The sequence below is a fragment of the Rhodococcus sp. 05-2255-3B1 genome, from assembly GCF_002258545.1.
Lineage (GTDB): Bacteria > Actinomycetota > Actinomycetes > Mycobacteriales > Mycobacteriaceae > Rhodococcoides.
The window spans coordinates 301,202-323,384 of the sequence record NZ_NOZC01000004.1 but is presented as its reverse complement, the minus strand read 5'-3'; the positions used below and the strand labels follow the sequence as shown (position 1 = coordinate 323,384).

General features: G+C 64.3%; 22 protein-coding genes. 20 read left to right on the top strand and 2 right to left on the bottom strand.

The features are described from left to right. Positions 1-231 precede the first annotated feature (231 nt). From CH249_RS03675 to CH249_RS03655, 5 genes are read left to right on the top strand one after another with little or no spacing between them, the layout of a single operon-like run. Positions 232-1,470 carry an SDR family oxidoreductase gene (locus CH249_RS03675; protein WP_045199011.1) on the top strand — a complete coding sequence of 413 codons (1,239 nt, stop codon included), beginning with the start codon at positions 232-234 and terminating at the stop codon, positions 1,468-1,470. 1 nt (position 1,471) lies between these two features. Beyond that, positions 1,472-1,669, top strand: a complete 198-nt coding sequence (locus CH249_RS03670) for a hypothetical protein (protein ID WP_032393950.1) — start codon at positions 1,472-1,474, stop codon at positions 1,667-1,669. After that, a complete protein-coding gene (locus CH249_RS03665) occupies positions 1,669-2,409 on the top strand; it encodes a phosphatidylserine decarboxylase (RefSeq protein WP_045199012.1) in 741 nt (246 codons plus the stop codon). Before CH249_RS03670 ends, CH249_RS03665 begins: the two co-directional genes overlap by 1 nt. Next, a complete protein-coding gene (locus CH249_RS03660; protein ID WP_045199013.1) occupies positions 2,406-3,560 on the top strand; it encodes a hypothetical protein in 1,155 nt (384 codons plus the stop codon). The genes CH249_RS03665 and CH249_RS03660 overlap by 4 nt, the downstream gene beginning before the upstream one ends. After that, positions 3,561-5,801 (top strand): MMPL family transporter, encoded by a 2,241-nt coding sequence (locus CH249_RS03655; protein WP_094682202.1) that lies wholly within the window; start codon positions 3,561-3,563, stop codon positions 5,799-5,801. Here the strand turns inward: CH249_RS03655 and CH249_RS03650 are convergent. Both CH249_RS03650 and CH249_RS03645 read right to left on the bottom strand, forming a co-directional pair. After that, the gene (locus tag CH249_RS03650) at positions 5,780-6,520 is read right to left on the bottom strand and encodes a hypothetical protein (RefSeq protein ID WP_094646918.1); all 741 of its coding nucleotides are present in this window, start codon (positions 6,518-6,520) and stop codon (positions 5,780-5,782) included. The genes CH249_RS03655 and CH249_RS03650 overlap by 22 nt on opposite strands. Continuing rightward, a complete protein-coding gene (locus CH249_RS03645; RefSeq protein WP_256988081.1) occupies positions 6,517-7,050 on the bottom strand; it encodes an RNA polymerase sigma factor in 534 nt (177 codons plus the stop codon). Before CH249_RS03645 ends, CH249_RS03650 begins: the two co-directional genes overlap by 4 nt. Positions 7,051-7,194: 144 nt before the next feature. Here CH249_RS03645 and CH249_RS03640 point away from each other — a divergent pair, with 144 nt between their 5' ends. From CH249_RS03640 to CH249_RS27780, 15 genes are all read left to right on the top strand, one after another. Then, positions 7,195-7,944, top strand: coding sequence for a CHRD domain-containing protein (locus CH249_RS03640; RefSeq protein WP_094646920.1), 750 nt, complete (start codon positions 7,195-7,197; stop codon positions 7,942-7,944). Between the two features lie 95 nt (positions 7,945-8,039). After that, a complete protein-coding gene (locus tag CH249_RS03635) occupies positions 8,040-8,540 on the top strand; it encodes a class F sortase (protein ID WP_235387007.1) in 501 nt (166 codons plus the stop codon). Between the two features lie 339 nt (positions 8,541-8,879). Next, complete coding sequence (rplJ, locus tag CH249_RS03630; RefSeq protein WP_032380459.1) at positions 8,880-9,461, top strand: 50S ribosomal protein L10; 582 nt, start codon at positions 8,880-8,882, stop codon at positions 9,459-9,461. 93 nt (positions 9,462-9,554) lie between these two features. Continuing rightward, complete coding sequence (gene rplL, locus CH249_RS03625; protein WP_032393957.1) at positions 9,555-9,944, top strand: 50S ribosomal protein L7/L12; 390 nt, start codon at positions 9,555-9,557, stop codon at positions 9,942-9,944. 446 nt (positions 9,945-10,390) lie between these two features. Beyond that, on the top strand, positions 10,391-11,575 hold the full coding sequence (locus CH249_RS03620; RefSeq protein WP_176459366.1) for an ABC transporter ATP-binding protein: 1,185 nt from the start codon (positions 10,391-10,393) through the stop codon (positions 11,573-11,575). A gap of 5 nt (positions 11,576-11,580) precedes the next feature. Beyond that, on the top strand, positions 11,581-12,375 hold the full coding sequence (locus CH249_RS03615) for an ABC transporter permease (RefSeq protein WP_032393959.1): 795 nt from the start codon (positions 11,581-11,583) through the stop codon (positions 12,373-12,375). 5 nt (positions 12,376-12,380) lie between these two features. Further along, the gene (locus tag CH249_RS03610) at positions 12,381-13,241 is read left to right on the top strand and encodes an ABC transporter permease (RefSeq protein ID WP_027498223.1); all 861 of its coding nucleotides are present in this window, start codon (positions 12,381-12,383) and stop codon (positions 13,239-13,241) included. Beyond that, a complete protein-coding gene (locus CH249_RS03605) occupies positions 13,238-14,593 on the top strand; it encodes an MCE family protein (protein ID WP_032393960.1) in 1,356 nt (451 codons plus the stop codon). The genes CH249_RS03610 and CH249_RS03605 overlap by 4 nt, the downstream gene beginning before the upstream one ends. Continuing rightward, positions 14,590-15,657: an MCE family protein gene (locus CH249_RS03600; protein WP_032393961.1), complete on the top strand. Its 1,068-nt coding sequence runs from the start codon at positions 14,590-14,592 to the stop codon at positions 15,655-15,657. Before CH249_RS03605 ends, CH249_RS03600 begins: the two co-directional genes overlap by 4 nt. After that, complete coding sequence (locus CH249_RS03595; RefSeq protein ID WP_032393962.1) at positions 15,654-16,652, top strand: MCE family protein; 999 nt, start codon at positions 15,654-15,656, stop codon at positions 16,650-16,652. The genes CH249_RS03600 and CH249_RS03595 overlap by 4 nt, the downstream gene beginning before the upstream one ends. After that, positions 16,652-17,935 carry an MCE family protein gene (locus tag CH249_RS03590; RefSeq protein WP_032393963.1) on the top strand — a complete coding sequence of 428 codons (1,284 nt, stop codon included), beginning with the start codon at positions 16,652-16,654 and terminating at the stop codon, positions 17,933-17,935. Before CH249_RS03595 ends, CH249_RS03590 begins: the two co-directional genes overlap by 1 nt. A 29-nt stretch (positions 17,936-17,964) precedes the next feature. Further along, positions 17,965-19,233: an MCE family protein gene (locus CH249_RS03585; RefSeq protein WP_032393964.1), complete on the top strand. Its 1,269-nt coding sequence runs from the start codon at positions 17,965-17,967 to the stop codon at positions 19,231-19,233. Next, entirely contained in the window at positions 19,230-20,477 is a 1,248-nt protein-coding gene (locus CH249_RS03580; RefSeq protein WP_094612478.1) for an MCE family protein, read from the top strand. Before CH249_RS03585 ends, CH249_RS03580 begins: the two co-directional genes overlap by 4 nt. 84 nt (positions 20,478-20,561) lie before the next feature. Continuing rightward, a complete protein-coding gene (locus tag CH249_RS03575; RefSeq protein ID WP_256988080.1) occupies positions 20,562-21,254 on the top strand; it encodes an alanine and proline-rich secreted protein Apa in 693 nt (230 codons plus the stop codon). A gap of 58 nt (positions 21,255-21,312) precedes the next feature. Then, positions 21,313-22,167 (top strand): hypothetical protein, encoded by an 855-nt coding sequence (locus tag CH249_RS27780; protein WP_094682200.1) that lies wholly within the window; start codon positions 21,313-21,315, stop codon positions 22,165-22,167. The last annotated feature ends 16 nt before the right edge of the window (positions 22,168-22,183 follow it).

Sequence of the window (22,183 nt, the reverse complement as noted above, 5' to 3'; positions counted from 1 at the left end):
CCGATTAGACCTTCGAACGACCCATCTTGTCCTGCATAACGCGTTTCGGTCGTAACGCGTACCAATCAGAACGCCGACTTTCTGTGTCTTGTTGGGAATCCTCTCAACGGCAGTTGAGCGTCACTGTGGGCTATACCAGACTTTCTCGGTCATCCGGTTGTCCGGCTCCGTCATTGCTAACGTCTGCCCGTCCGAGTGATGTGGGACACCGACCGTTGCAGGGGAGCACGAATGCACGTAGAAGCACTGTTCGGAGACGGATCGTTGCGTCCGATCTGGCCGCACGCAGACGCTTTGATCACCAACGAATGCCCGGGGCTACGGTTCGCCGGGAAGTACGCCGACGTCGTTGCTCTGAGCAACGGCGATCCGACGGCGCTGCGACCGTTCGTCGACGAGGACACTCGCAGACGGGTGGCAGACATGGCAGCGCCGCGCACCGATACCGCACTCGTGTTCGGAGCCAACGGCTTTCTCGGTGCTCACCTGATCGGCCGCCTCACTCGTGATTCCGCCGTCGAGGTCGTCTACGCGATGGTTCGTTCCACCGAGGAAGAGACGGCTCTCGAGCGTCTGCAGCGCACGTTCGATCAGTACGAGATCGTGGTGGACGCCGGCAAGATCCGCATCGTCGAGGGCACGCCGACGAAGTTCCGGTTCGGTCTGGACAAGGCCGCCTACTACGACCTGGCTGCCGGAGTGGGGCAGATCTTCAACTGCGCCAGTTCGACCGACTACACCGAGAGCTACGCCGAGCTGCGCGACGACTGGTTCGTCAGCGTGCTGCGGATCCTCGAATTCAGCATCACCTCCACCCGTAAGCACCTGACGTACGTGGGAAGCATCGGTGCCCACCTGTACCAGAAGCCCGAGGACTTCCGTCGTCCCGATTCGTGGTGGTACTCCGGATACGCGCAGATGAAGTGGGTCAACGCAACGCTGCTGGGCTGGCTGTCGATGTCGGACACCTACTCCGTCACCCTGTGCGAAGCCCCCTACATCCTGGGCAGCACCGAACTCGGGCGTGATCCTGGCCGGGTCTACAGTTTCTGGCGGATCATCGAACTGGCGATCGCTGCCGGTGCCATCTGGGACGGCCCTGGCATGAACTACGTCCCCGTCGACGTGATGTGTGACGTGATGGCGAGCAACTCGCTGCGCGGTCATCCTCTGACGAGACTGTTGCCGAGCAATCCCACCGGCTACGGTCACGATCTCTATGCCGAACTGTTGGGGCTCGATCTGGTGAGTTGGGACGAGTTCAAGGAGCGCGTCAGCGTACGCATCTCACCTCGGTTCGCCGAGACGATGCTGGCCGACAACATCGACAAGCTCATGCGCCTGGTGCACAAGCCCGAGGCCATCCTGCCGGTCGACCACGACATCTCGTGGTGCGATCACCGTCGCCTCTTCGAGCTCTACTTCGACAAAGCACAGCTCAAGACGCTCACGCCCGCCGCCGTCAACTGACGTGTCGGAGGGATTCGAACCCACCTCGGTGCGCCTACGGGACGTACCCATCGGCCGTGAGGTGACCAACGGCGTTCTCTCGCTCGGGTTCTACGTGGTGTGCGGGCTGATCGGGCTGCTGCCCGCCTCGGTGCGGATCCGGGCGGCCGATGCCTTCGTGACCTGGTCGGAGAGCGTCGACGAACAGCGGCACAGCTGATGTCGTGGATTCGGTGGACACTCGGCCTCGCCGTGGTGCCGGCAGCTCCGTTCGCGCTGTTCGTGTACTGGCGAACGCGGTTCTTCTTCCGTGACCCGCACCGCGAACCGCCCGCCGATCCGCGGGCGGTGGTCGCGCCGGCCGACGGGTTCGTCACGTACGTCAAACGCGTGGAGGCGGGCAGTACCGCGTTCGCCGTCAAGAAAGGGCGGACGATCGTTCTCGACGAGATCGCCGGAGTCAGCTCGACCGACAGCGGTTACCTGATCGGGATCTACATGTCCGAATATTCGGTGCACCGCAATCGAATTCCGGTTGCGGGCACCGTCGGCATGCGTCGCCACCGGTCGGCTGCACCGTTCAACAAGTCGATGGCCAGGGTCGGCGCGAACCTGTTGACCCGACGCACTCCGTACGACGAGGGCTGCGACTACCTGCTCACCAACGAGCGGCTCACCATCTCGATCGAGCACGAGTCCGGTGCCGTGGTGACGGTGACGCAGATTGCCGATCTCTGGGTCGACCGCATCGTCGCGCACGTCGCCGTCGGTGACACCGTCGAACGCGGCGAGCAGTACGGGATGATCCGCTTCGGTTCTCAGTGCGATGTGTTCGTGCCGGACGCACTCGTCGACGAGATCACCGTCCGGCCAGGCAATTACGTGTTCGCCGGGGAGACGACGGTGGCCCGTTCACCGATCCTCGTCGACGGCAGTCAACAGAACGAAGAGGAACGATGATCACGATCGAAGAGGTCGACGGCAAAGCAGGCTGGCGCGAGTTCGAGGCCGTCTCCGACCTGGTCTACCAAGGCGATCCGCACCGCCTTCCCGACGAGTCGATAGACCTGCGTCGAGTGCTCGTCGCACCGCCGTCCTCGGTCGCCGCCACTCGCATCACGAAAGCATTCCTGGCGCGCGAGAACGGAATCGCCGTCGGTCGCGTCGTGGCCATCCACGACCTGTCGTTCACCGAGTACACGGGGGAGTCGATCGGCTTCTTCGGCTTCTACGAGGCCGTCGACGATCACGACGTTGCGAGAGCATTGCTCGACGCTGCGGCGCAATGGCTTTCGGCTCGCGGGCTCGCGACCATCTCCGGCCCCTTCGGGCCGTCGATGTTCTACAGCGCAGGCATCGTCGTCGACGAGACCCCGGCACTGCCGCTGGTGGGGATGCCGCACAATCCGCACTACTACGCCGCCCACTTCGAGAAGTGGGGTCTGATGGCGGTCAAGGACTTCTACAGCTACCTCTTCGACGACCCGTGCATCATCTACAACGACCCCAAATACGCGCGGCACATGCAGATCTTCGAGAAGATCAAGGCGCGATCCGAGGTGACGTTCCGGTCGATGAAGTACCGGACGCTGCGGCGCGACGCGCGCATCGTGCGGGACCTCTACAACAAGACGTTCGTGAACTTCTGGGGCTTTTCGCCGCTGTCCTACACCGAGCTGTTCGAGTTGCTCAAGATGATGCTTCCGGTCATCGACCGCAGGCTGACCCTGCTGGCTGAACTCGACGGCAAGCCCGTCGGCTTCCTGATGGGAATCCCGGACGTCAATCAGGCCGCCGCGAAGGCGGCGCACCTGAAGTCTCGCTGGGCGCGAGACCTGGTGACGCTGTGGCACGTCAAGCGTCCGGGTCGAACCGAGGTCATCGACGGCGTGCGGGTGGACATGCTGTTCGTCGATCCCGATTGCCCCGATCGAGCCGTGTCCTCCCTGCTGATCATGGAGATGTCGGTGCGCATGCGCGACCTCGGGTTCACTCGCGTCGAAGCGGCTCCTGTGCTCGACGACAGTCCGTGGATGAGGGGCTCGGTCCTGACCCGAACGAAGCTCGCTCCGCATCGCACCTACCGCATCTTCAGCCGGGAGTTGACGTAGATGACCGACACGATCTCGCGATTCGACCCGCAGGTGACGAGGGGAAACATCGGCGACCGGTGGGGTCGGCTCGTGGCGCGTCGGCGTTGGGTGGTGCTGGCGATCTGGACGCTGCTGGCGGTGGGATCGGCGGTTGCGTATCCGGCGCTGCAGAATTCGCTGGTCGGAGCCAACTTCTCGGTGCCGGGCACCGAATCGAGCCGGGCCGACGATCTGATCGAGCGCCACTTCGAGTCGTTCGGCTCGGAACAACTCGTCGTCACGTTCACCTCCGAATCGGTGAACACATCCGACCCGGCGTTCCGTGAGCGAGTGGGGGAGGTCGTGGGTCGGCTCCGGCAGTCCCCGGGCGTGCTGCGGGTCGTCGACCCCTACGAGACCGCGGGCTTCGTCCCGACGATTTCGCAGGACGGCACGTCGGCGCTGGCGTTCGTCGGTATCGGCGGAGAGGCGAGCGATCGGATCGCGGTCGCAGAACGCGTGCAGGAGATGATCGACGCGGCATCCGGCGACGGCGTCGAGGTGGCGGTGACGGGGTATTCCCCGATGACGGTCGATCTCACCCGCGTCGAATCCGAGGATGCCGTACGGGCCGAGAGCATCGGTCTTCCCATCGCTTTCGTGGTTTTGATCCTGGCGGTGGGGTCGATGGTCGCAGGTATCGTGCCGTTGGTCTCCACCGGCATCGGCGTGCTGGCGGCATTCGGAATGTTCGCGCTGTTGTCCAACGTGATGACGTTCGACGTTCTCGTCACCACCGTCGCGGCGATGTTCGGTCTGGGTCTGGGAATCGACTATGCGCTGTTCATCGTCAGTCGATTCCGGGAGGAGATCGGGCGAGCCGGACCCTCGGACGATCCGGACCGGACGGAGCGCGCCGTCGGGGCGGCCATGGGCACCGCCGGGCACACCATCGTCATCTCCGGACTGGTCGTGTTGATCGCACTCGGAGCCCTGGCCATCGTCGATGTCCCCGCGGTACGCAGCATCTCGCTGGTCGTCGCACTCACCATCGCCACCGTGGTCGTGGTCGCCTGGACCCTGCTGCCGGCGATTCTCGCGGTACTGGGCACACGCATCGGAGCGTGGTCGCTGCCGCGCAGATTCCAACCCCCGTCGGTCGACGAGCACGACGCCGCGGTGCCCACGTGGTGGTCGAGATGGGCGCAGCACGTCATCGAGCGCCCGTGGCGTTACACGGCCGCGTCGGCCGCGGTCCTCCTCGTCTGCCTGATTCCCATCGGTTCCATCTCGTACGGTGTCGACCTCGGTGCCGAAGCGCTGAGCGCCGAACCGTCGGGACGGGCCAACACGGTCCTGACCGAGAAGTTCGCGCCCGGGACCATCTCACCCATCACCATCGTGTTCACGGGTGAGAACGACAGTCCGTTGGAACCGCAGCAGATGGCCACCGTCAACGCCTTCGCCGACTCCGTGCGCGGGGACGATCGCGTCGCCTACGCTTTGGCGCAGCCGGAGGCCGGGCGGTCGCTGCTGATCGTGGTTCCGTCGGTGCCGATCGACTCGACTCAGGCCTCCGATCTCGTCGGATCCCTGCGTGAGCAGGCGGTCGCTGCAGGCGAGACGGACGGCACGAGCGTCTCCGTGGGTGGCACCACCGCACTGGTGGTCGACGCCTCCGACGAGATCTCGGGCAAGTTCGCCTGGGTAGTCGCCGCCGTTCTCGCCTTCTCGCTCGTGTACTTGGCAGTCGTCTTCCGCAGCGTGGTGATTCCGCTCAAGGCGGTCGCCATGAACCTGCTCGTCACCGGAGCAGCGTTGGGTGCGACCGTCGCCGTCTTCCAATGGGGTTGGGGGTCGGGCCTTCTCGGCTTCGAAAGCCCGGGCTACATCCAGGTGTATCTACCGGTGACGGTGTTCGCAGTGGTCTTCGGCCTGTCGATGGACTACGAGGTGTTTCTCATCGGCCGCATGCGTGAGGTGTTCGTGCGGGGAGCGAGCAACGACGTGGCCGTCGTCGACGGTATCGAGCACACCGCCAGACCGATCACGGCCGCCGCCGCGATCATGATCGCCGTGTTCGCCAGCTTCCTCACCGCCGACGTTCTCGAGCTCAAACAGTTCGGCTTCGCTCTCGCCATTGCAGTGCTGTTCGACGCGGTGCTGGTGCGGATGATGATGGTGCCCGCGATGATGAAGCTCTTCGGTGAGCGGAACTGGTGGCCCGGGTCGAACCGCAGGAGAGTCGACTCCGGGTGCTACGAGGCCGTCGGCAGCTGAGCGCTCGCGAGGATTTCGCCGCCGGCCGAGCGGATCTCGATGTCGGTCACATCCTGGCGCAGTACCGCGGCGTTCATGCGGCACTCGATGGTGATGTCACTACCGAGAAACGTGCCGGACGGGCGCTCGACACCCGACCGGTCGACGAGAACCACCTCGTACGGTCCACGATCGGAGATGCCCTCCATCTCCAGAACGGTCTCGGTGCCCCAGGTGTGGGCGACCAGACCTCCTTCTACGTCGACGCTCGGCGCACTCGTCGTGAACGCGATTTCCTCGTACGCGCCGAGGGTTCCGGGTGGACCGGTGATCGCGGTGGGTGGATCCGCGGGCTGGCGGTAGGCGTCCACCCCGAGCACGGCCCCACCGCCGACCACCACCCCCACGATCGCGGCCGCAGCGGCCAGACCTGCCGATCTGCGCTGCATTCCGAATCGCTGCATACCGAATCGCGGCGATCCGGATCGCTCTCGCGGGGAGCGGCCCGTCGCGACGAGGATTCGCTCGCGCAGGTCGGGTGGCGTCGCGGATTCGAGCCAGGGCTGGGTCGGTCCACGGCGGCCCAGGATGTCCGTCATCTCGCGCAATTGGGCGATCTCGGTGTCGACCGTGGGATCCGCCGCAGCGAGTTCCCGCAGTTCGGCGGCTTCGGCGTCGTCGAGATCGTCGCCGACGGCAGCGGCGATCAACTCGGCTCGGCGATCGGGTGATGCGCTCATGATTCCTCCTGTCCGTCGAGGTGGTCTCGTAGGGCCCGCAGTGCATAGAAGGTGCGGGTGCGCAGTGTTCGTACGGCAACTCCGGTCGATTCCGAGAGTTCGGCGTAGGTGCTGCCGCCGAGGTGCACTGCGACGACGACCTCCCGATGCTCGGGGGACAGCAGGGCGAGTGCGGCGATGATTCGGAGCCGCTCGTCGACGTCGGGACTGGTGTCACGCGTGACCCCACCCGACCCCCGATCGATGTCCTCGATCCGGTCCGACGCCGGCATCGGCATCCTCGTCAGCGACCGTTGAACGTCGACGATCACATTGCGTTCGATGGCGAACAACCACGTTCGCAGCGACCCGCGACTCGGCTCGAATCGGGATCGCGCTCGCCATGCCCGAAAGAAGGTCTCCTGAACGCAATCCTCGGCCAGAGTTCTGTCGCGCAGAGCGTTGACGGCGAACCCGAGCATGGCCGACGCGTGCTCGTCGTACGCGGCAGCGACGTCGAAGTCCAGTTCGATCACGCTCCCGATGCTCATGACAGTGGATACGTCGGTGGACCCTCGGACGTTCACGACGAGGGCGGAGAATATTTCTTTACCGAGCTTTGAACATTCTGGCATCGGCACTCGTACACCTTGCACGGGCTCGCTTGCCCGATACTCCCACGGAAGGCACACGAGATGACCAGACGCTCGATTCCACGCCCGGCCACGTCGATCCGATCCACCGCCACAGCGCTCGTCGGTGGTACCGCGGCCCTGATGCTGTTCGCCGCTGCCCCGGCCGGTGCCGATACGCCTGTCGCCGAACCGGATTCGTTCACCAGCGCGTTCACGGCCATGGCCACTCCCGACCAGGTGCTCAACGGTGAGGGCGTCGCCACTCCGGGGCAGCCCGGCGCGATGGGTACCTTCACGCTGCGCATCAACTCGGACCTCGACATCGTCTGCTACGACATTGCGCTCGATGGTGTCACCGGCGACTACATGAGCCCGGCCAAGACCGCCACGCACATTCACCAGGCTGCGGCGGGCGCAGCAGGACCTCCGCGTCTGGCATTCCCGAACCCGACGCCCATCGGCGACGGCCCACGCACCAGCAGCGGCTGCATGCAGGGACCGTTCACCACCGGGCTCACTCCGGCCGGTGCCACCGCCGACAGCGGTACCGGATTCACGCTCGATCGGATCGAAGCCGATCCCGCGGCCTTCGCCGCCGACACTCACACCGTCGATTTCTCGGCGGGAGCGGTGCGCGGCCAGCTCACCCAGATTCCGGTCGGGTCCGTTGCGACCGGAGGCGGTGGATCGTCGCTCGCGGCGGCCGATACGGCGTCGAGCTCGGTGCTGCCCGTCGTCGGTGCAGTGGCTCTGGGTGCGATGGTCGTCGCGGGCGTGACGTTCGCGGCTCGACGTGAGGTGCGGAGCTGAGATATTCGGTTCTGATCGCGGCGGCGGTGATGGTGGTGGTGGGTTGTTCCTCACCGTCACCGCAGCCGTCGCAGCCGTCACCACCGGCCGTCCCCGTGTCCTCGCAGCCGTTGTCGGGCACTGCCCCGACTGCGCCCGCAGTGGACTCGGTGACACCGGCCCCGACGCGGGTGAGCGCCGTGGACATCGGTCTCGACGAGCCGTTGATCGGCCTGGGGCTCACCGAGTCGGGGGAGATGCAGGTGCCCACCGACTACGACGACGTCGGGTGGTTCACCGGAGGTGGCCGACCCGGTGCGATCGGCAGTCCGACGGTGATAGCCGGGCACGTCGACTCGACGACCGGTCCTGCGGTGTTCGATCGCCTCTCGGAACTCGGAACCGGAGATGTCGTCGAGGTCGAGGACGAGGCGGGTGGCCGAACCACGTACCGAATCGATCGGATCGGTGACTACGGCAAAACCGAGTTCCCGACCGCACTGGTCTTCGGAGCGGTGCCTGCCGACGAGATTCGGCTCATCACCTGTTCGGGTGACTTCGATGCAGCGGTGGGCAGCTACGAGCGCAACCTGGTTCTCTACGGGGTGCGCATCTGACGGTGCGAACGCCGAACGTTTTGGAGTTGGCACCGAACGTGTTGTAGCCTGGTCGACGGTCCGGAACACGAATGCTCGCACTCGTGCCCTGATCGCCCAATCAAGTTCTACCCAAGACCGTTGGTCACCGCCTTCTCGAAGGATTCACTTCCGGGAGTTGCGCGGTTGAAGGTCCGAGATCGCTTCGGACGGCCCACGCAGGAGAACGAGGTAGGGAACCTGTATGCAGCCCTCGTGGCTGCCCGCTCGTTCACGCCCCGTGTGCTTCTTGCGCCGGGGCGTTCGTCGTTTTCCGGCCCTCTCGCGATCGACACAACTTCCCACGAGAGGAGGCGAAGTATGGCAAAGCCCGAAAAGGTCTCAGCAGTATCGGAGATCACCGAACAGTTCAAGGGTTCGACGGCTGCCGTCGTCACGGAATACCGTGGTCTTTCGGTGTCCGGTCTGACTCAGCTCCGGCGTGCGCTCGGCGAAGGTGCCACGTACTCCGTCGCCAAGAACACCCTGGTCAAGCGCGCAGCAGCCGAGGCCGGCATCACCGGCCTCGACGACTTGTTCGTCGGACCGACCGCCATTGCATTCATCAAGGGCGAGCCGGTCGACGCAGCGAAGGCCATCAAGGCCTTCGCCAAGGACAACAAGGCCTTGATCGTCAAGGGCGGCTACATGGACGGCGCAACGCTGTCCGTGGACGAGATCAACAAGATCGCAGACCTCGAGTCGCGCGAAATCCTGTTGGCCAAGCTTGCCGGCGCCATGAAGGGCAACTTGTCGAAGGCTGCAGGCCTGTTCAACGCTCCCGCATCGCAGTTCGCGCGTCTGGCGTTCGCGTTGCAGGAGAAGAAGGCTGCCGGCGCACCCGCCGCGGCCGAGGCACCTGCAGAAGCAGAAGCACCGGCGGAAGCTCCCGCCGAAAGCTGATCCGCTGGTATCGGCGAACAGCTCAGCTCCACACCATCACCGAACACCAGTCGCGGATCAGCGACCAGGTACTTACAGGAAGGACCCGCCACCATGGCGAAGCTCAGCACCGAAGAATTGCTCGACCAGTTCAAGGAGCTCACCCTCCTCGAGCTCAGCGAGTTCGTGAAGGCATTCGAGGAGACCTTCGAGGTCACCGCAGCCGCTCCCGTCGCCGTCGCCGCTGCCGGTGCACCGGCAGCCGGTGGCGCTGACGCTGCCGAGGAGCAGGACGAGTTCGACGTCGTCCTCGAGTCGGCCGGCGACAAGAAGATCCAGGTCATCAAGGTCGTCCGTGAGGTCGTCTCCGGCCTCGGCCTGAAGGAAGCCAAGGACCTCGTCGAGAGCGCTCCGAAGGCAATCCTGGAGAAGGTCGCCAAGGACGCAGCCGATGCTGCCAAGGAGAAGCTGGAAGCTGCCGGCGCGAAGATCTCCGTCAAGTAAGACCGCTTCGTTGCAGTCGTACTTCACGCTCTGAATTCGAGAGCGAGTCGAGGGGCCGTTCCCACTCAGGTGGGGGCGGCCCCTTTTCTGTGTTTCCGGTAGCTCCGACCGACTCGTCGTTGTGATCGGTCACGGACTCCGCCGGATCGCGTGACACCCGCTCTGCGCCGCTGTTTACTCGACCTCGCCGAAGTCCGAAGCGTTCCGAAGGGTTTTGGCCGTCATTTTTTGTGGTGTGTCACAGCTTCCTCACGCAGGGACTTGTCACAGTTCTGGCGAGTCGGCGTCCGTGTCGCGTGAGATGAGCCACACTGATGCAAGCTCTACAGCCTGACTCGGGGAAGTTCTTACTGGGCGGTAAGCTCCTGTGTCGGAGCGGACACGTGCATGGGTTACAGTGACGCAACCCACATCTGGGTCGATGTGTACGAATTGTGGAGGTCAGCGTGGGAGTCGAGGTTTCGGTCGAGGGATTGACCAAGTCTTTCGGGGTACAGAAGATCTGGCAGGACGTGACGTTGACCCTGCCGAAGGGTGAAGTCAGTGCTCTGCTCGGTCCGTCCGGTACCGGCAAGTCGGTCTTCCTGAAATCGCTGATCGGTCTCCTGCGTCCCGAGCAGGGCAAGATCTTCATCGACGGAACCGACATCCTGCAGTGCTCCTCGCGAGAGCTCTACGAGATCCGCAAGCTGTTCGGGGTGCTGTTCCAGGACGGCGCACTGTTCGGCTCGATGAACCTCTACGACAATGTCGCGTTCCCGTTGCGTGAGCACACCAAGAAGTCCGAGTCCGACATCCGCAAGATCGTGATGGAGAAGCTCGAACTGACCGGTCTGCTCGGTGCCGAGGACAAGCTGCCCGGTGAGATCTCCGGCGGTATGCGCAAGCGCGCCGGACTGGCCCGCGCCCTGGTGCTCGATCCCGAGATCATCCTGGTCGACGAGCCGGACTCGGGCCTCGATCCCGTTCGCACCACCTACATTTCGCAGACCCTGATCGACATCAACGCCGAGATCGATGCCACGATCCTGATCGTCTCGCACAACATCAACCTCGCCCGGACGGTGCCCGACAACATCGGTATGCTCTTCCGTCGCCAGCTGGTCATGTTCGGTCCGCGCGAGGTGCTGCTGACGAGCGACGAGCCGGTGGTCAAGCAGTTCCTCAACGGAACGATGATCGGCCCGATCGGTATGTCGGAGGAGAAGGACGAGGCGCAGATGGCGCAGGAGCAGGCCATGGTCGACGCCGGGCACCACGCCGGTGGCGTCGACGACGTCGAAGGCATCGTGCCGCAGATGAAGGCCACTCCCGGTACTCCGGTTCGTCAGGCCGTCGGGCGTAGGCAGGAACGGGTGCGCCAGATCATGCACACCCTGCCGCACAACGCGCAGGTCGCCATCCAGGAAAGCCTCGACACCACCGATCCGGGTCAGCAGCCGGTGTACGCAGGCCGGCAGGGCTACGACGAGCAGGGCTACGACCAGCAGGGGTACGACCAGCAGGGATATGGCCAGCAGGGCTACAACCAGCAGGGGTACAACCAGCAAGGCTACGACCAGCAGGGTTACGACCAGCAGGGTTACGACCAGCAGGGCTACCAGGCTCCGACTCAAGGTCGGGGTCAATAGCAGACATGGCGGGATCGAAGAAGTCCGCGTTCGCTCCGGCGAACGCCGCTCTGACACAAGCCGGCAATATCGTCGAACTGTTCGTCGAGGTCGTCCGAAACACCTTTCGTAGGCCGTTCCAGTTTCGAGAGTTCATCGAACAGGCCTGGTTCATCGCCAGCGTCACCATCTTGCCGACGGCGCTCGTCGCAATTCCGTTCGGCGCGGTCGTCTCGCTGCAGACCGGATCGCTGATCAAGCAACTCGGTGCCGAGTCGTTCACCGGTGCGGCCAGTGTGCTGGCGGTCATTCAGCAGGGCAGTCCGATCGTGACCGCGCTGCTGGTGGCCGGTGCCGCCGGCTCTGCAGTCACGGCCGACCTCGGCTCGCGCACCATTCGCGAGGAGATCGACGCCATGCGGGTGTTGGGCATCGACCCCGTGCATCGTCTCGTCGTTCCGCGAGTGCTCGCGATGATCCTCGTCGCACTGTTGCTCAACGGGCTGGTCTCGGTCGTCGGTATCGCAGGCGGATACTTCTTCAACGTGATCCTCCAGGGTGGTACCCCCGGTGCGTATCTGGCGTCATTCGGTGCGCTGGCGCAGCTCCCGGATCTCTATGTCGCAGAAGCCAAAGCGGCGATCTTCGGACTGATCGCGGGCATCATCGCCTCCTACAAGGGGCTCAATCCCAATCCCGGACCCAAGGGCGTCGGCGAGGCAGTGAACCAGACGGTTGTCATCACGTTCCTGCTGCTCTTCTTCGCCAACCTGATCCTGACCCTGGTGTATCTCCAGGTCGTCCCAGCAAAGGGAGCGTAACCGCGATGACGATCGCACGAGGTCGCGGTGACCGCACGCTGATGCGCGTCAAGCGCGTCGGCAATGCCCCACTGAACGTGCTCGACCGCGCCGGCGAGCAGATGTCGTTCTACCTTCGGGCCATCGGGTGGATTCCCAAGACCGCTGTGCACTACAAGAAGGAGGTGCTCCGCCTGCTGGCCGAGGTCACCTTCGGCAGTGGCGCGCTCGCGGTCATCGGCGGAACCATCGGCGTGATCGTGATGATGTCCGGCTTCACCGGCATCGTCGTCGGTCTGCAGGGTTACGCCGCACTCGAGCAGCTCGGTAGCTCCGTGCTCACCGGCTTCCTGTCCGCATACGTCAACACCCGTGAGATCGCGCCTATCGTCGCCGGACTCGCGCTGTCGGCCACTGTCGGCTGTGGCTTCACGGCCCAGCTCGGTGCCATGCGGATCTCGGAGGAGATCGATGCCCTCGAGGTGATGGCGGTTCCCAGCGTGCCGTTCCTGGTGACCACCCGCATGATCGCCGGCTTCGTGGCCGTCATCCCGCTCTACATCGTCGGACTGCTGGCGTCGTACGTCGCGTCCCGAGGGATCAGCACCATCTTCAACGGGCAGTCCACCGGGTCCTACGACCACTACTTCAACCTCTTCCTACCTCCGGAAGACGTGTTGTATTCGTTCCTGAAGGTGTTGATCTTCGCCTTCGTCCTGATCATGATCCACTGCTATTACGGCTACCACGCCTCCGGCGGACCTGCCGGTGTCGGCGTCGCAGTGGGCCGTGCCGTTCGTACCGCGATCGTCACGATCGCGGTGCTGGACTTCTTCTTGAGCCTCGCCATCTGGGGCACGACCACCACAGTGAGGGTTGCGGGATGATCGACTCGCCGTCGCGACTGAAGCGAGTACTGCTCGGTTTGGCGTTCTTCCTGGTGCTCATCCTGTTCCTGGGATGGAGCATCACGTCCTACAACAAGACGTTCAAGTCGGTGGTGAACGTCAGTCTCGAAACCGACTCCGTCGGCAATGCACTGCCGATGAACGCGGACGTCAAGGTCCGCGGAATGATCGTCGGTGAGGTGCGCTCGGCATCGACCGTCGACGGCGTGGTCACCTCGCAGCTCGCGATCGACCCGGACAAGGCTCCACTGATTCCGTCCAACGCCACGGCGCGGTTGCTTCCCAAGACGCTGTTCGGTGAGCGATACGTCTCGCTGATCGTGCCCGAGAACGACTCGGCGTCGCCGATCACCGACGGTACGGTCCTGCGTCAGGACACCAGCGGAAACGCTATCGAGGTCGGGCAGTTGCTCGACGGACTGCTCCCGCTGCTGCAGGCGATTCCGCCGCAGGATCTGGCCAACACCCTCGGGTCGTTGGCGCAGGGCCTCAGCGGACGCGGCGAGCAGCTCGGACAGACCATCGACAACCTGACCAACGTCGTCTCCGGTCTGAACACCGAGCTGCCCAACATTCAGCAGACGCTCGTCGGGCTCGCCGACTTCTCCCAGACGTACGCGGACGCTGCGCCCGAGTTGATCTCGGCACTGGACAATCTGCGTACGACGGGCAACACCGTGGTGGAGCGGCAGTCCAGCCTGGAGACGCTGTACGGTTCGCTGACCTCTGCGTCCTACACCACCGCGGACTTCCTGCAGACCAACTCCGAGAATCTGATCGGATTGGCCGCGAACTCTCGGGAAGCCCTCGAGCTGCTGGCCGAGTTCTCCCCGACGTTCGGCTGCACGTTCACCCAGTTCGCCGAAGGTGCCAGGCGCGGCAAGGTCGTGCTCGGCGAGGGCGACGAGTACCCCGGCATCAACGTGTCCGCATCGTTCGTCAACCCGAAGGGCCGTTACTTGCCGAACCAGGACGAGCCGCGCTTGTTCGACGATCGCGGAGCCACCTGCTTCGAGCCTGCTGCACCGGGTGAGTTCTTCCCGCAGTATCCGGGAGGTTCGATCAACGACGGTTCCTACCAGGTGCCGACCCGTAACCCGGGCCCGCAGGTGATCGAAGGACAGGGACCCCCGAAGTCGGCTCAGAGCTCCATCGTTCCCGCCGTTTCCGCGTCTGCGCAGCCGGCGAGTTACGAGGGCTCGGACTTCGAGCGTGACACTCTCGCCGTGATCTACGGACAGGCGAGTGGTGTTGCACCGGACAGTATTCCGTCGTGGGCGGCCGCTATCGGCGCACCGGCATTGAGGGGAGTGGAGGTGACCGTGCCATGAGAGGCCTTCTCGCGCCGATCATCAAGTTGATCGTGTTCGCCGTGATCACGATCCTTGCCACGGCCACCCTCGCCTTCACCATCGCCAATTCCAGCGGTGGCGGCGGCACCAAGTTCTCGGCGATCTTCACCGACGTCACTTCGCTCAACGAGGGCGACGAGATTCGTATCGCCGGCGTTCGCGTCGGCCAGGTCGACTCGATCGAGATCGCCAACGAGCGCGAAGCCAAAGTGGACTTCACCTTGAGCAGTCGGGATTGGCTGCCCGCCAGCTCGACGGCGACCATCCGGTTCAGGAACCTGGTCGGTCAGCGCTACATCGCCATCGAGCAGGGCTCGGGGGACCAGGGGCAGAAGATCACCGAAGGTGCGACCATTCCGTTGGAGCGGACCAAGCCTGCGGTGAATCTGACCACGCTGTTCGACGGTTTCCGGCCGTTGTTCACCACGCTCAGCTCCGACGACGTCAACAAGCTGTCGTACCAGATCATCCAGGTGTTCCAGGGGGAGTCGGGCACCATCAACGAGTTGGTGACCAACACGGCGACGCTGACGAATACCGTCGCCGACAAGGATCAGGTCATCGGCCAGGTCATCACCAATCTCAACAACGTGCTGGCGACGGTCAACCAGAACGACGGCCAGCTCGACAGCCTGATCGTCAACACCCAGCAGCTCGTCTCGGGTCTGTCGGCCGATCGTGATGTGGTCGGCTCGGCCGTCACCTCGCTCGCCGGTCTGACCAACGCGACCGCCGACCTGCTCGAGCCGACCAGGCCGTCGATCCAGGGATCGGTGACTGCGTTGAACACACTGTCCGAGACGATCAACCGCCGCAGCGACGACGTCGACGCTGTCCTCGGAAATCTGCCCGTCAAACTCGACAAGCTCATTCGCACGGCCCAGCAGGGATCCTGGTTCACGTTCTACCTCTGCGGCATCGACATCGTCGCCGGACCGGGTAACTCGCCGAACCTGAATCTGCCGACCGGGCTTCCGACCGTCAACCAGCCGCTCTACACGAACTCGGCAGAGCGTTGCAAAGCTGGGGGGATCAAACAATGACATCTCGTCGTAGTCCGGCCACCATCGGTGCACTGGGCATCGCCATCATCCTGCTCGCCACGATGTCGGTCTTCTTTCTCGACCGGCTCCCGATCATCGGTGCCGGCTCGGTGTACACCGCCGAGTTCAGCGAGGCAGCGGGTCTCAAGCCGTCGAACGAAGTGCGCATCGCGGGCGTCAAGGTCGGCAAGGTGACCGACGTGCGTCTCGAAGGCGACCGAGTACTCGTGGACTTCACGGTGCAGGACGCCTGGGTCGGTAACGAGTCACGGGCCGCTATCGCGATCAAGACCCTGCTGGGACAGAAGTACCTCGCGCTGGACCCGAGTGGGCCGGACACACTGAGCCCCAAGGACCCGATCCCGCTCGAGCGCACCACGTCCCCGTACGACGTCATCGACGCGTTCTCCGATGCGGCGTCGACCATCAACGACATCGACACCGATCAGCTCGCGACGAGTATGCGGACTCTGTCCGAGGCGTTTTCCGAGACGCCTCCGAACATCCGTGCCTCGCTCGACGGCGTCACCCGGTTGTCGCAGACCGTGGCCAGCCGCGACGAGGAGCTCAAGAAGCTGTTCGAGGCCACCGGTGAGACGTCGAAGGTGTTGGCCGACCGCAACGAGCAGTTCAACAAGCTGATCACCGATGCCGGTCCGCTTCTCGAAGAGCTCAACAACCGCCAGCAGGCGATCTCGCAGCTGCTCACCGGCACGCAGCGCGTGTCGCAGGAGCTGACCGGTCTCGTTCGCGACAACGAGGCGACCATCAACCCGATGCTGCAGCAGCTCAACGGCGTCATCGAGATCCTGCAGCGCAACAACGACAACCTCGACCGCGCGCTCGAGCTGTACGAACCGTTCATTCGGCTCTACACGAACGTCACCGGCAACGGTCGATGGCTCGACATCACGCTGGCCAACCTCACACCTCCCGGAGTTCCGTTGATACCTGGCTACCGCCAGCCCTCGCTCGACAAGTTGCCGGGGGAATGATGACAGACACGCAGGCAGCACCGAGAAACAAGAACAAGCTCGCGCTCATCGCCGTCGTCGTGATCGTGGCGCTGGTGTTGGCCGTCGCCGGCTGGTGGCTGTTCACCAGGGCCGGTACGACCAAGATCACCGCGTACTTCGACAAATCGGTCGGCATCTACTCCGGCTCCGAGGTGCGGGTGCTGGGCGTCAAGGTCGGCACGGTCGACTCCGTCACGCCGCTCGGTGACGACGTCGAGGTCGTGCTTCGTGTCGACCGCGGGATCGACATTCCGGCCGACGCCAAGGCCGTACAGGTCAGCCCGTCGCTCGTCGCCGATCGCTACGTCCAGCTCTCGCCCGTCTATACCGGCGGCGACACCATGGCCGACGGCACGACGATCGGTCGCGATCGCACCGCCACCCCCGTCGAGGTCGACGAGTTGTACAAGTCCATCAACGACCTCTCGACCGCCCTCGGTCCCGACGGTGCCAACAAGGACGGCGCGCTCACCGACCTGGTCAACACCGGCGCGGCGAACCTCGACGGCAACGGTGAAGCGTTGGGCGACAGCATCACTCAGCTCTCGGCTGCCGGCCGCACGCTGAGCGACTCGCGCACCGACGTCTTCGACACGATCAAGAACCTGCAGACGTTCGTCAGTGCCCTGGCCGTCAACGACCAGCAGGTACGCAACTTCAACACCCAGTTGGCCGACCTGACCGGTTTCCTGTCGGGCCAGCGCGAGGACCTGGGAGCTGCACTTCAACAGCTGTCGGTCTCGCTCGGCGACGTGGCGACGTTCGTCGCGGACAACCGGACCGAACTGACCGATGCCGCAAACGGTCTCGTGGTTCCGACTCAGACGCTCGCCGACAAACGTGAGCAGCTGGTGCAGACGCTCACATTGCTGCCGCTGGCCATCAGCAACCTGGTGAACGCCTACGACGCGGAGTCAGGCACGCTCGCCTCGCGCGCCAACCTCCAGAACGAGACGCAGGATCCGCTCGGCACCGTGTGCCGGCTCATCGATCTCGGCAAGCTCGTTCCCGGCGATCCGCGCTTCGAGGCCCTCGGTGCGCAGATCCAGCCGATCATCGATCAGTGCGCCAACATCACCACGATGATCCAGGCCCCGATCGCCGACCAGAACCGGATCGTGCTGCCGTTCGGTGTTCTCACCAACGACATCGAGCAGAACGTGTCCGTTCCCGGCACCGTTCCCGGCGTCGTCTCGCCGAGGCTCGGAAACAGCACGATGCCCGGACTGGAGCAGTCGTACATCGGAGGTGGGGGACAGTGAGAACCTCTGTGAAACGGAATCGAGCTCGTGTGAAGCGTTCCTTGGTCGTCGGAGCGGGCGTCTGTGTGGTCGCTCTGTCGGCCGGAGCCTGCTCGTCGGCAGGCATCTATGCCATCCCGCTTCCCGGCGGTGCCGATGTCGGTGACAACCCGTTCAACCTGACGGTGCAGTTCGACGACGTGCTCGACCTCGTCCCGCAGTCGACCGTCAAGGTCGACGGTGTGGCCGTCGGCCGGGTCGACTCCATTTCCGTCCCGAACGAGGGGTGGACGGCCGACGTCGAGGTCATCCTCAACTCAGACGTGGATCTGCCCGCCAACGCGATCGCATCGGTGCAGCAGACCAACCTGCTCGGTGAGAAGTTCGTGCAGCTCTCGGCACCTCCCGGTGACGAGTCGGCAGCGCGGCTGCAGGACGGCGACACCATTCCGCTCGATCGCACCCGTCATGCCACCGACATCGAGCAGGTACTCGGCGCGCTGTCGCTGCTGCTCAACGGTGGCGGCGTCGGGCAGCTCTCGCCGATCATCAAGGAACTGAGCACGGCTTTCGACGGTCGCGAAGGTAGGACCAAAGAGCTTCTGCAGCAGGCGAACACGCTGATCGACGGCCTCAACCAGCAGCGGGACGACATCACCCGCGCCATCGATGGTCTCGACACTCTCAGCGGCCGCGTCAACACGCAGACCGACAAGATCGACGCAGTGCTGAAGGACTTGCCGATCGCCACCGAAGTTCTCGAGCAGCAGCGTCCGCAGCTGACCGAGATGCTCGGCGCGCTCGACCGACTCGGAGCCGTGGGCACCGACGTGATCGACCGTTCCAAGGACGATCTGATCGCAGACCTGCGGGCACTGCGCCCGACGCTGCAGGCCCTGGCCGATTCGGCGGACGACGTGGTCACCTCGCTCGCGGTCATCCCCACGCTGCCGTTCGCCGACGGCACCGAGAAGATCATCGAGGGCAACTCCGCGAACCTGTTCCTCTCACTGGACCTGTCGATCGGAACTGCGCTGCGCAACTTCGGCGTCGGTGAAGGCGATCCGGTCTACATCCAGCCCAAGTACGGCAACACGCTGCCGGTGGTCGACCCGTCGAATCCGTACTACAACGGAAACGGACCTCGGCCGGGTTGGCCGACGATCTCACTGCTGCCGTTGCCGCCGATCATCCCGTCACCGGTTCCCGGCCCGGGTGCACCTGCGAACGAGCAGGCCGCTGCAGCCGCTGCGCCCGCACCTGCCGATCCGTTGGCACCGTTGAACGATCTGCTCGAGCGATTCGGAGTTGGACAGTGAGATCGAGACTGGTTCGTATTCAGTTGGTCCTATTCGTCGTCGTAGCGGTTCTGGGTCTGGTTTTCGTCGGTGCCAAGTACGTGCGGCTGGACAACATGCTCGGGTTCGGGCAATACCAGGTCGATCTGAACCTGGCCGATTCCGGTGGCATCTTCTCCAACGCCGAGGTCACCTACCGAGGTGTTCCGGTGGGGACCGTCGGAGATCTGGAACTGACACAGGACGGCGTCCGAGTCGCGCTGATGCTCGACAACGGCGGGCCCGACATCCCGGCCGACACGAAGGCCGTGGTGGCCAACCGGTCCGCGATCGGTGAGCAGTACGTCGACCTCCAGCCCGACACCGATCAGGGCCCGTTCCTGGTCGACGGTTCGCAGATCGCTCAGGCCGACACCACCACGCCCGTGCCGGTGGAGGACGTCCTCGCCAACACGAACACGTTGGTCCGCTCGGTACCTCTGGACACGCTGACGCGCGTCGTCAACGAGCTCGGTGTGGCGTTCGACGGCAAGGGCACAGATCTCGCGTCCCTCGTCGATTCGCTCGGGAACATCTCCGAGGCAGGCAACGAGGCGCTGCCGCAGACGCTCGCACTGGTGCGTGACGCGGTGCCGGTGCTCAACACGCAGTCCGAGCAGTCGGATCTGATTCGAGAGTTCAGCACCAGCCTGGATCAGGTGACGGCTCAGCTGAAGTCCAGCGATCCCGACATCCGCCGCCTGATCGATACCGGTACCGCGGCGGGCGATCAGCTCGGTGGTCTCATCACCGATGCGGGTCCGGCCTTGACCACCGATATCAACAACCTTGCGCTGGTTGCCGCTCAAGCCGAACCGCGATACGTCGCGCTTCGTCCGTTCCTGACGTTCCTGCCTGCTCTCGGTGCCGGTATCTCGACGATCGTCCCCAACGACGGCACGATCCATCAGGGTCTGTTGCTCGAGGTCAACAATCCGCCGCCGTGCACGGTCGGCTACGAGGGAAGCCAGGCGATCCTCGACGAGGAGAAGCGGAAGAACCCGAACTTCGATCCGACTCGGGAGAACTACCCGCTGAACCTCGACGCGAACTGCGCTACACCGCAGGGCAGCGTGACGGGTGTCCGTAGCGCGAACCGCATCGTGTTCGCCGATCCGGACGTACCGCAGCCGTGGGATCTCAAGCCCAAGGTCGATCCGGAGAAGCTCAACCTCAACCCCATCGCCACTCAGTTGGCACCGCTGATCGGCGTCACGCCGAAGTAGTGGAATCGGCAAAACTGCTGCTCAGCACTATCGTCGGGCCGAGGGCGGTTCGGCCGGATATTACCGAGTAGTAGGGTGGAAAGTGTGAACTCGAGCACCGAAGCCCTGGAGTCCCCAGCGACTCCAGGGCGCAACAAGACCGCGAAAATTCTGTTTGCCGTCGTCACGGTGATCGCCGTGGCCGCTCTCGCAGCGGCAGTGTTCTTCGGGTACGGCTGGGGCAACGCGCTTCTGAGCCAGAAGCCCACCGCGGACACCAGGGACGCGGCGCTCACCGGAGCGCAGCAGGCGGCAGTCAACCTCAACACGGTCGACGCGGCTCAAATCGATCAGTCGTTCGACAACATGAAGTCGTCCATCACCGGCGACTTGATGCTCAACGACCTCGAGCAGACGCGCTCGGGCATCACCGATCAGGTTCGTCAGTCCGGTGCCAAGAGCGAGGCCGAGGTGTTGCACGGCACGCTGACGGAGCTGAGCACGGACGAGAACACCGCCACCGCTCTTGTGGTCATCGCGACAACGACCACCTGGCCCGATCGCGTCGAGCGAAGCAAGCTGACGATGCGCCTGGCCATGGAAGAGGTCGACGGGGTGTGGAAGACCAACAAGGTCGACCCCATCGGTTCACGGATCTCGCTCGACAACCCGAACACCAACCCCGTCGTCCCGACCGATCCGGGCGGCCCCGCCGACCCGAACGCGGCCGATCCGAATGCGGCCGACCCGAGTGCGGAAGCGACGCCGGCTCCCCAGCCGGACACCGGCGGCAACTGAGATACGTGGCAGTGGTGTTTTCCGTCTGTACCGAAGTGAGTTTCGAAGGAGTTCTGTAGTGCCTCCCCAGCGTCGCAAGATCGTTCCACCCACCACCACCAGCAAGGTTCGCCGCAAGGTGGCCGGTACCGGGAAGCCCACTGCTGCCAGCTCCGACACGGGCTCGACCACCGAGGGATCGACGGCCGACGATACGACGGCTGTCACGTCTCCATCGGCGAGCACGCCGGTTCTCGACAAGCCCGCGGCAGACAAGCCGGTTCTCGACAAGCCCGCGACGGACGAGCCCGTGGCAGCCAAGCCGGTTCTCGACAAGCCTGCACTCGACAAGTCCGCGACCGAGGAACCTGCACTCGACGAGTCCGCAACCGACAAGCCCGCTGCCGATTCCGCGTCGACCGACTCGCCCTCCGCCTCCGCGTCGGGTATCGGCTGGAAGCACGTGATCATCGTTGCGGTCATTGCCGTCGTGCTCGGCGCGTTCGCTGCGATTGCCGCGTTCAAGCCGTTCGCGACGATCGACAATTCGGCCTGGGTGGATTCCGCGGCCACGCAGGAAGTCACCTCGGCCGCGACCGATGCGTTGCAGACTCTGTACACGTACAAGGCCGCCACGATCGATGCCGATTTCGATGCAGCCCGTGCGGTGCTCAATCAGTCGATGCTCGACGAGTTCAACTCCACCGCCGAAACCACCAAGTCTGCTGTGGTGCAGACGGATACGGGAACCGAGGCGATGGTCACCGATATCGGAGTCTCGCGGCTAGAGGACGGCATGGCCGAGTTGATCGCCAACGTGAACATCAGTGCCACCCAGAACGGCGTTGCCTCGGGCAGTGCCGAGGGGCCGTTGACGGTGAACATGGAGAAGGTCGACGGCACCTGGAAGCTGTCTGCCATCGACGATCAGTAGTAGCCCGGCCGGCATT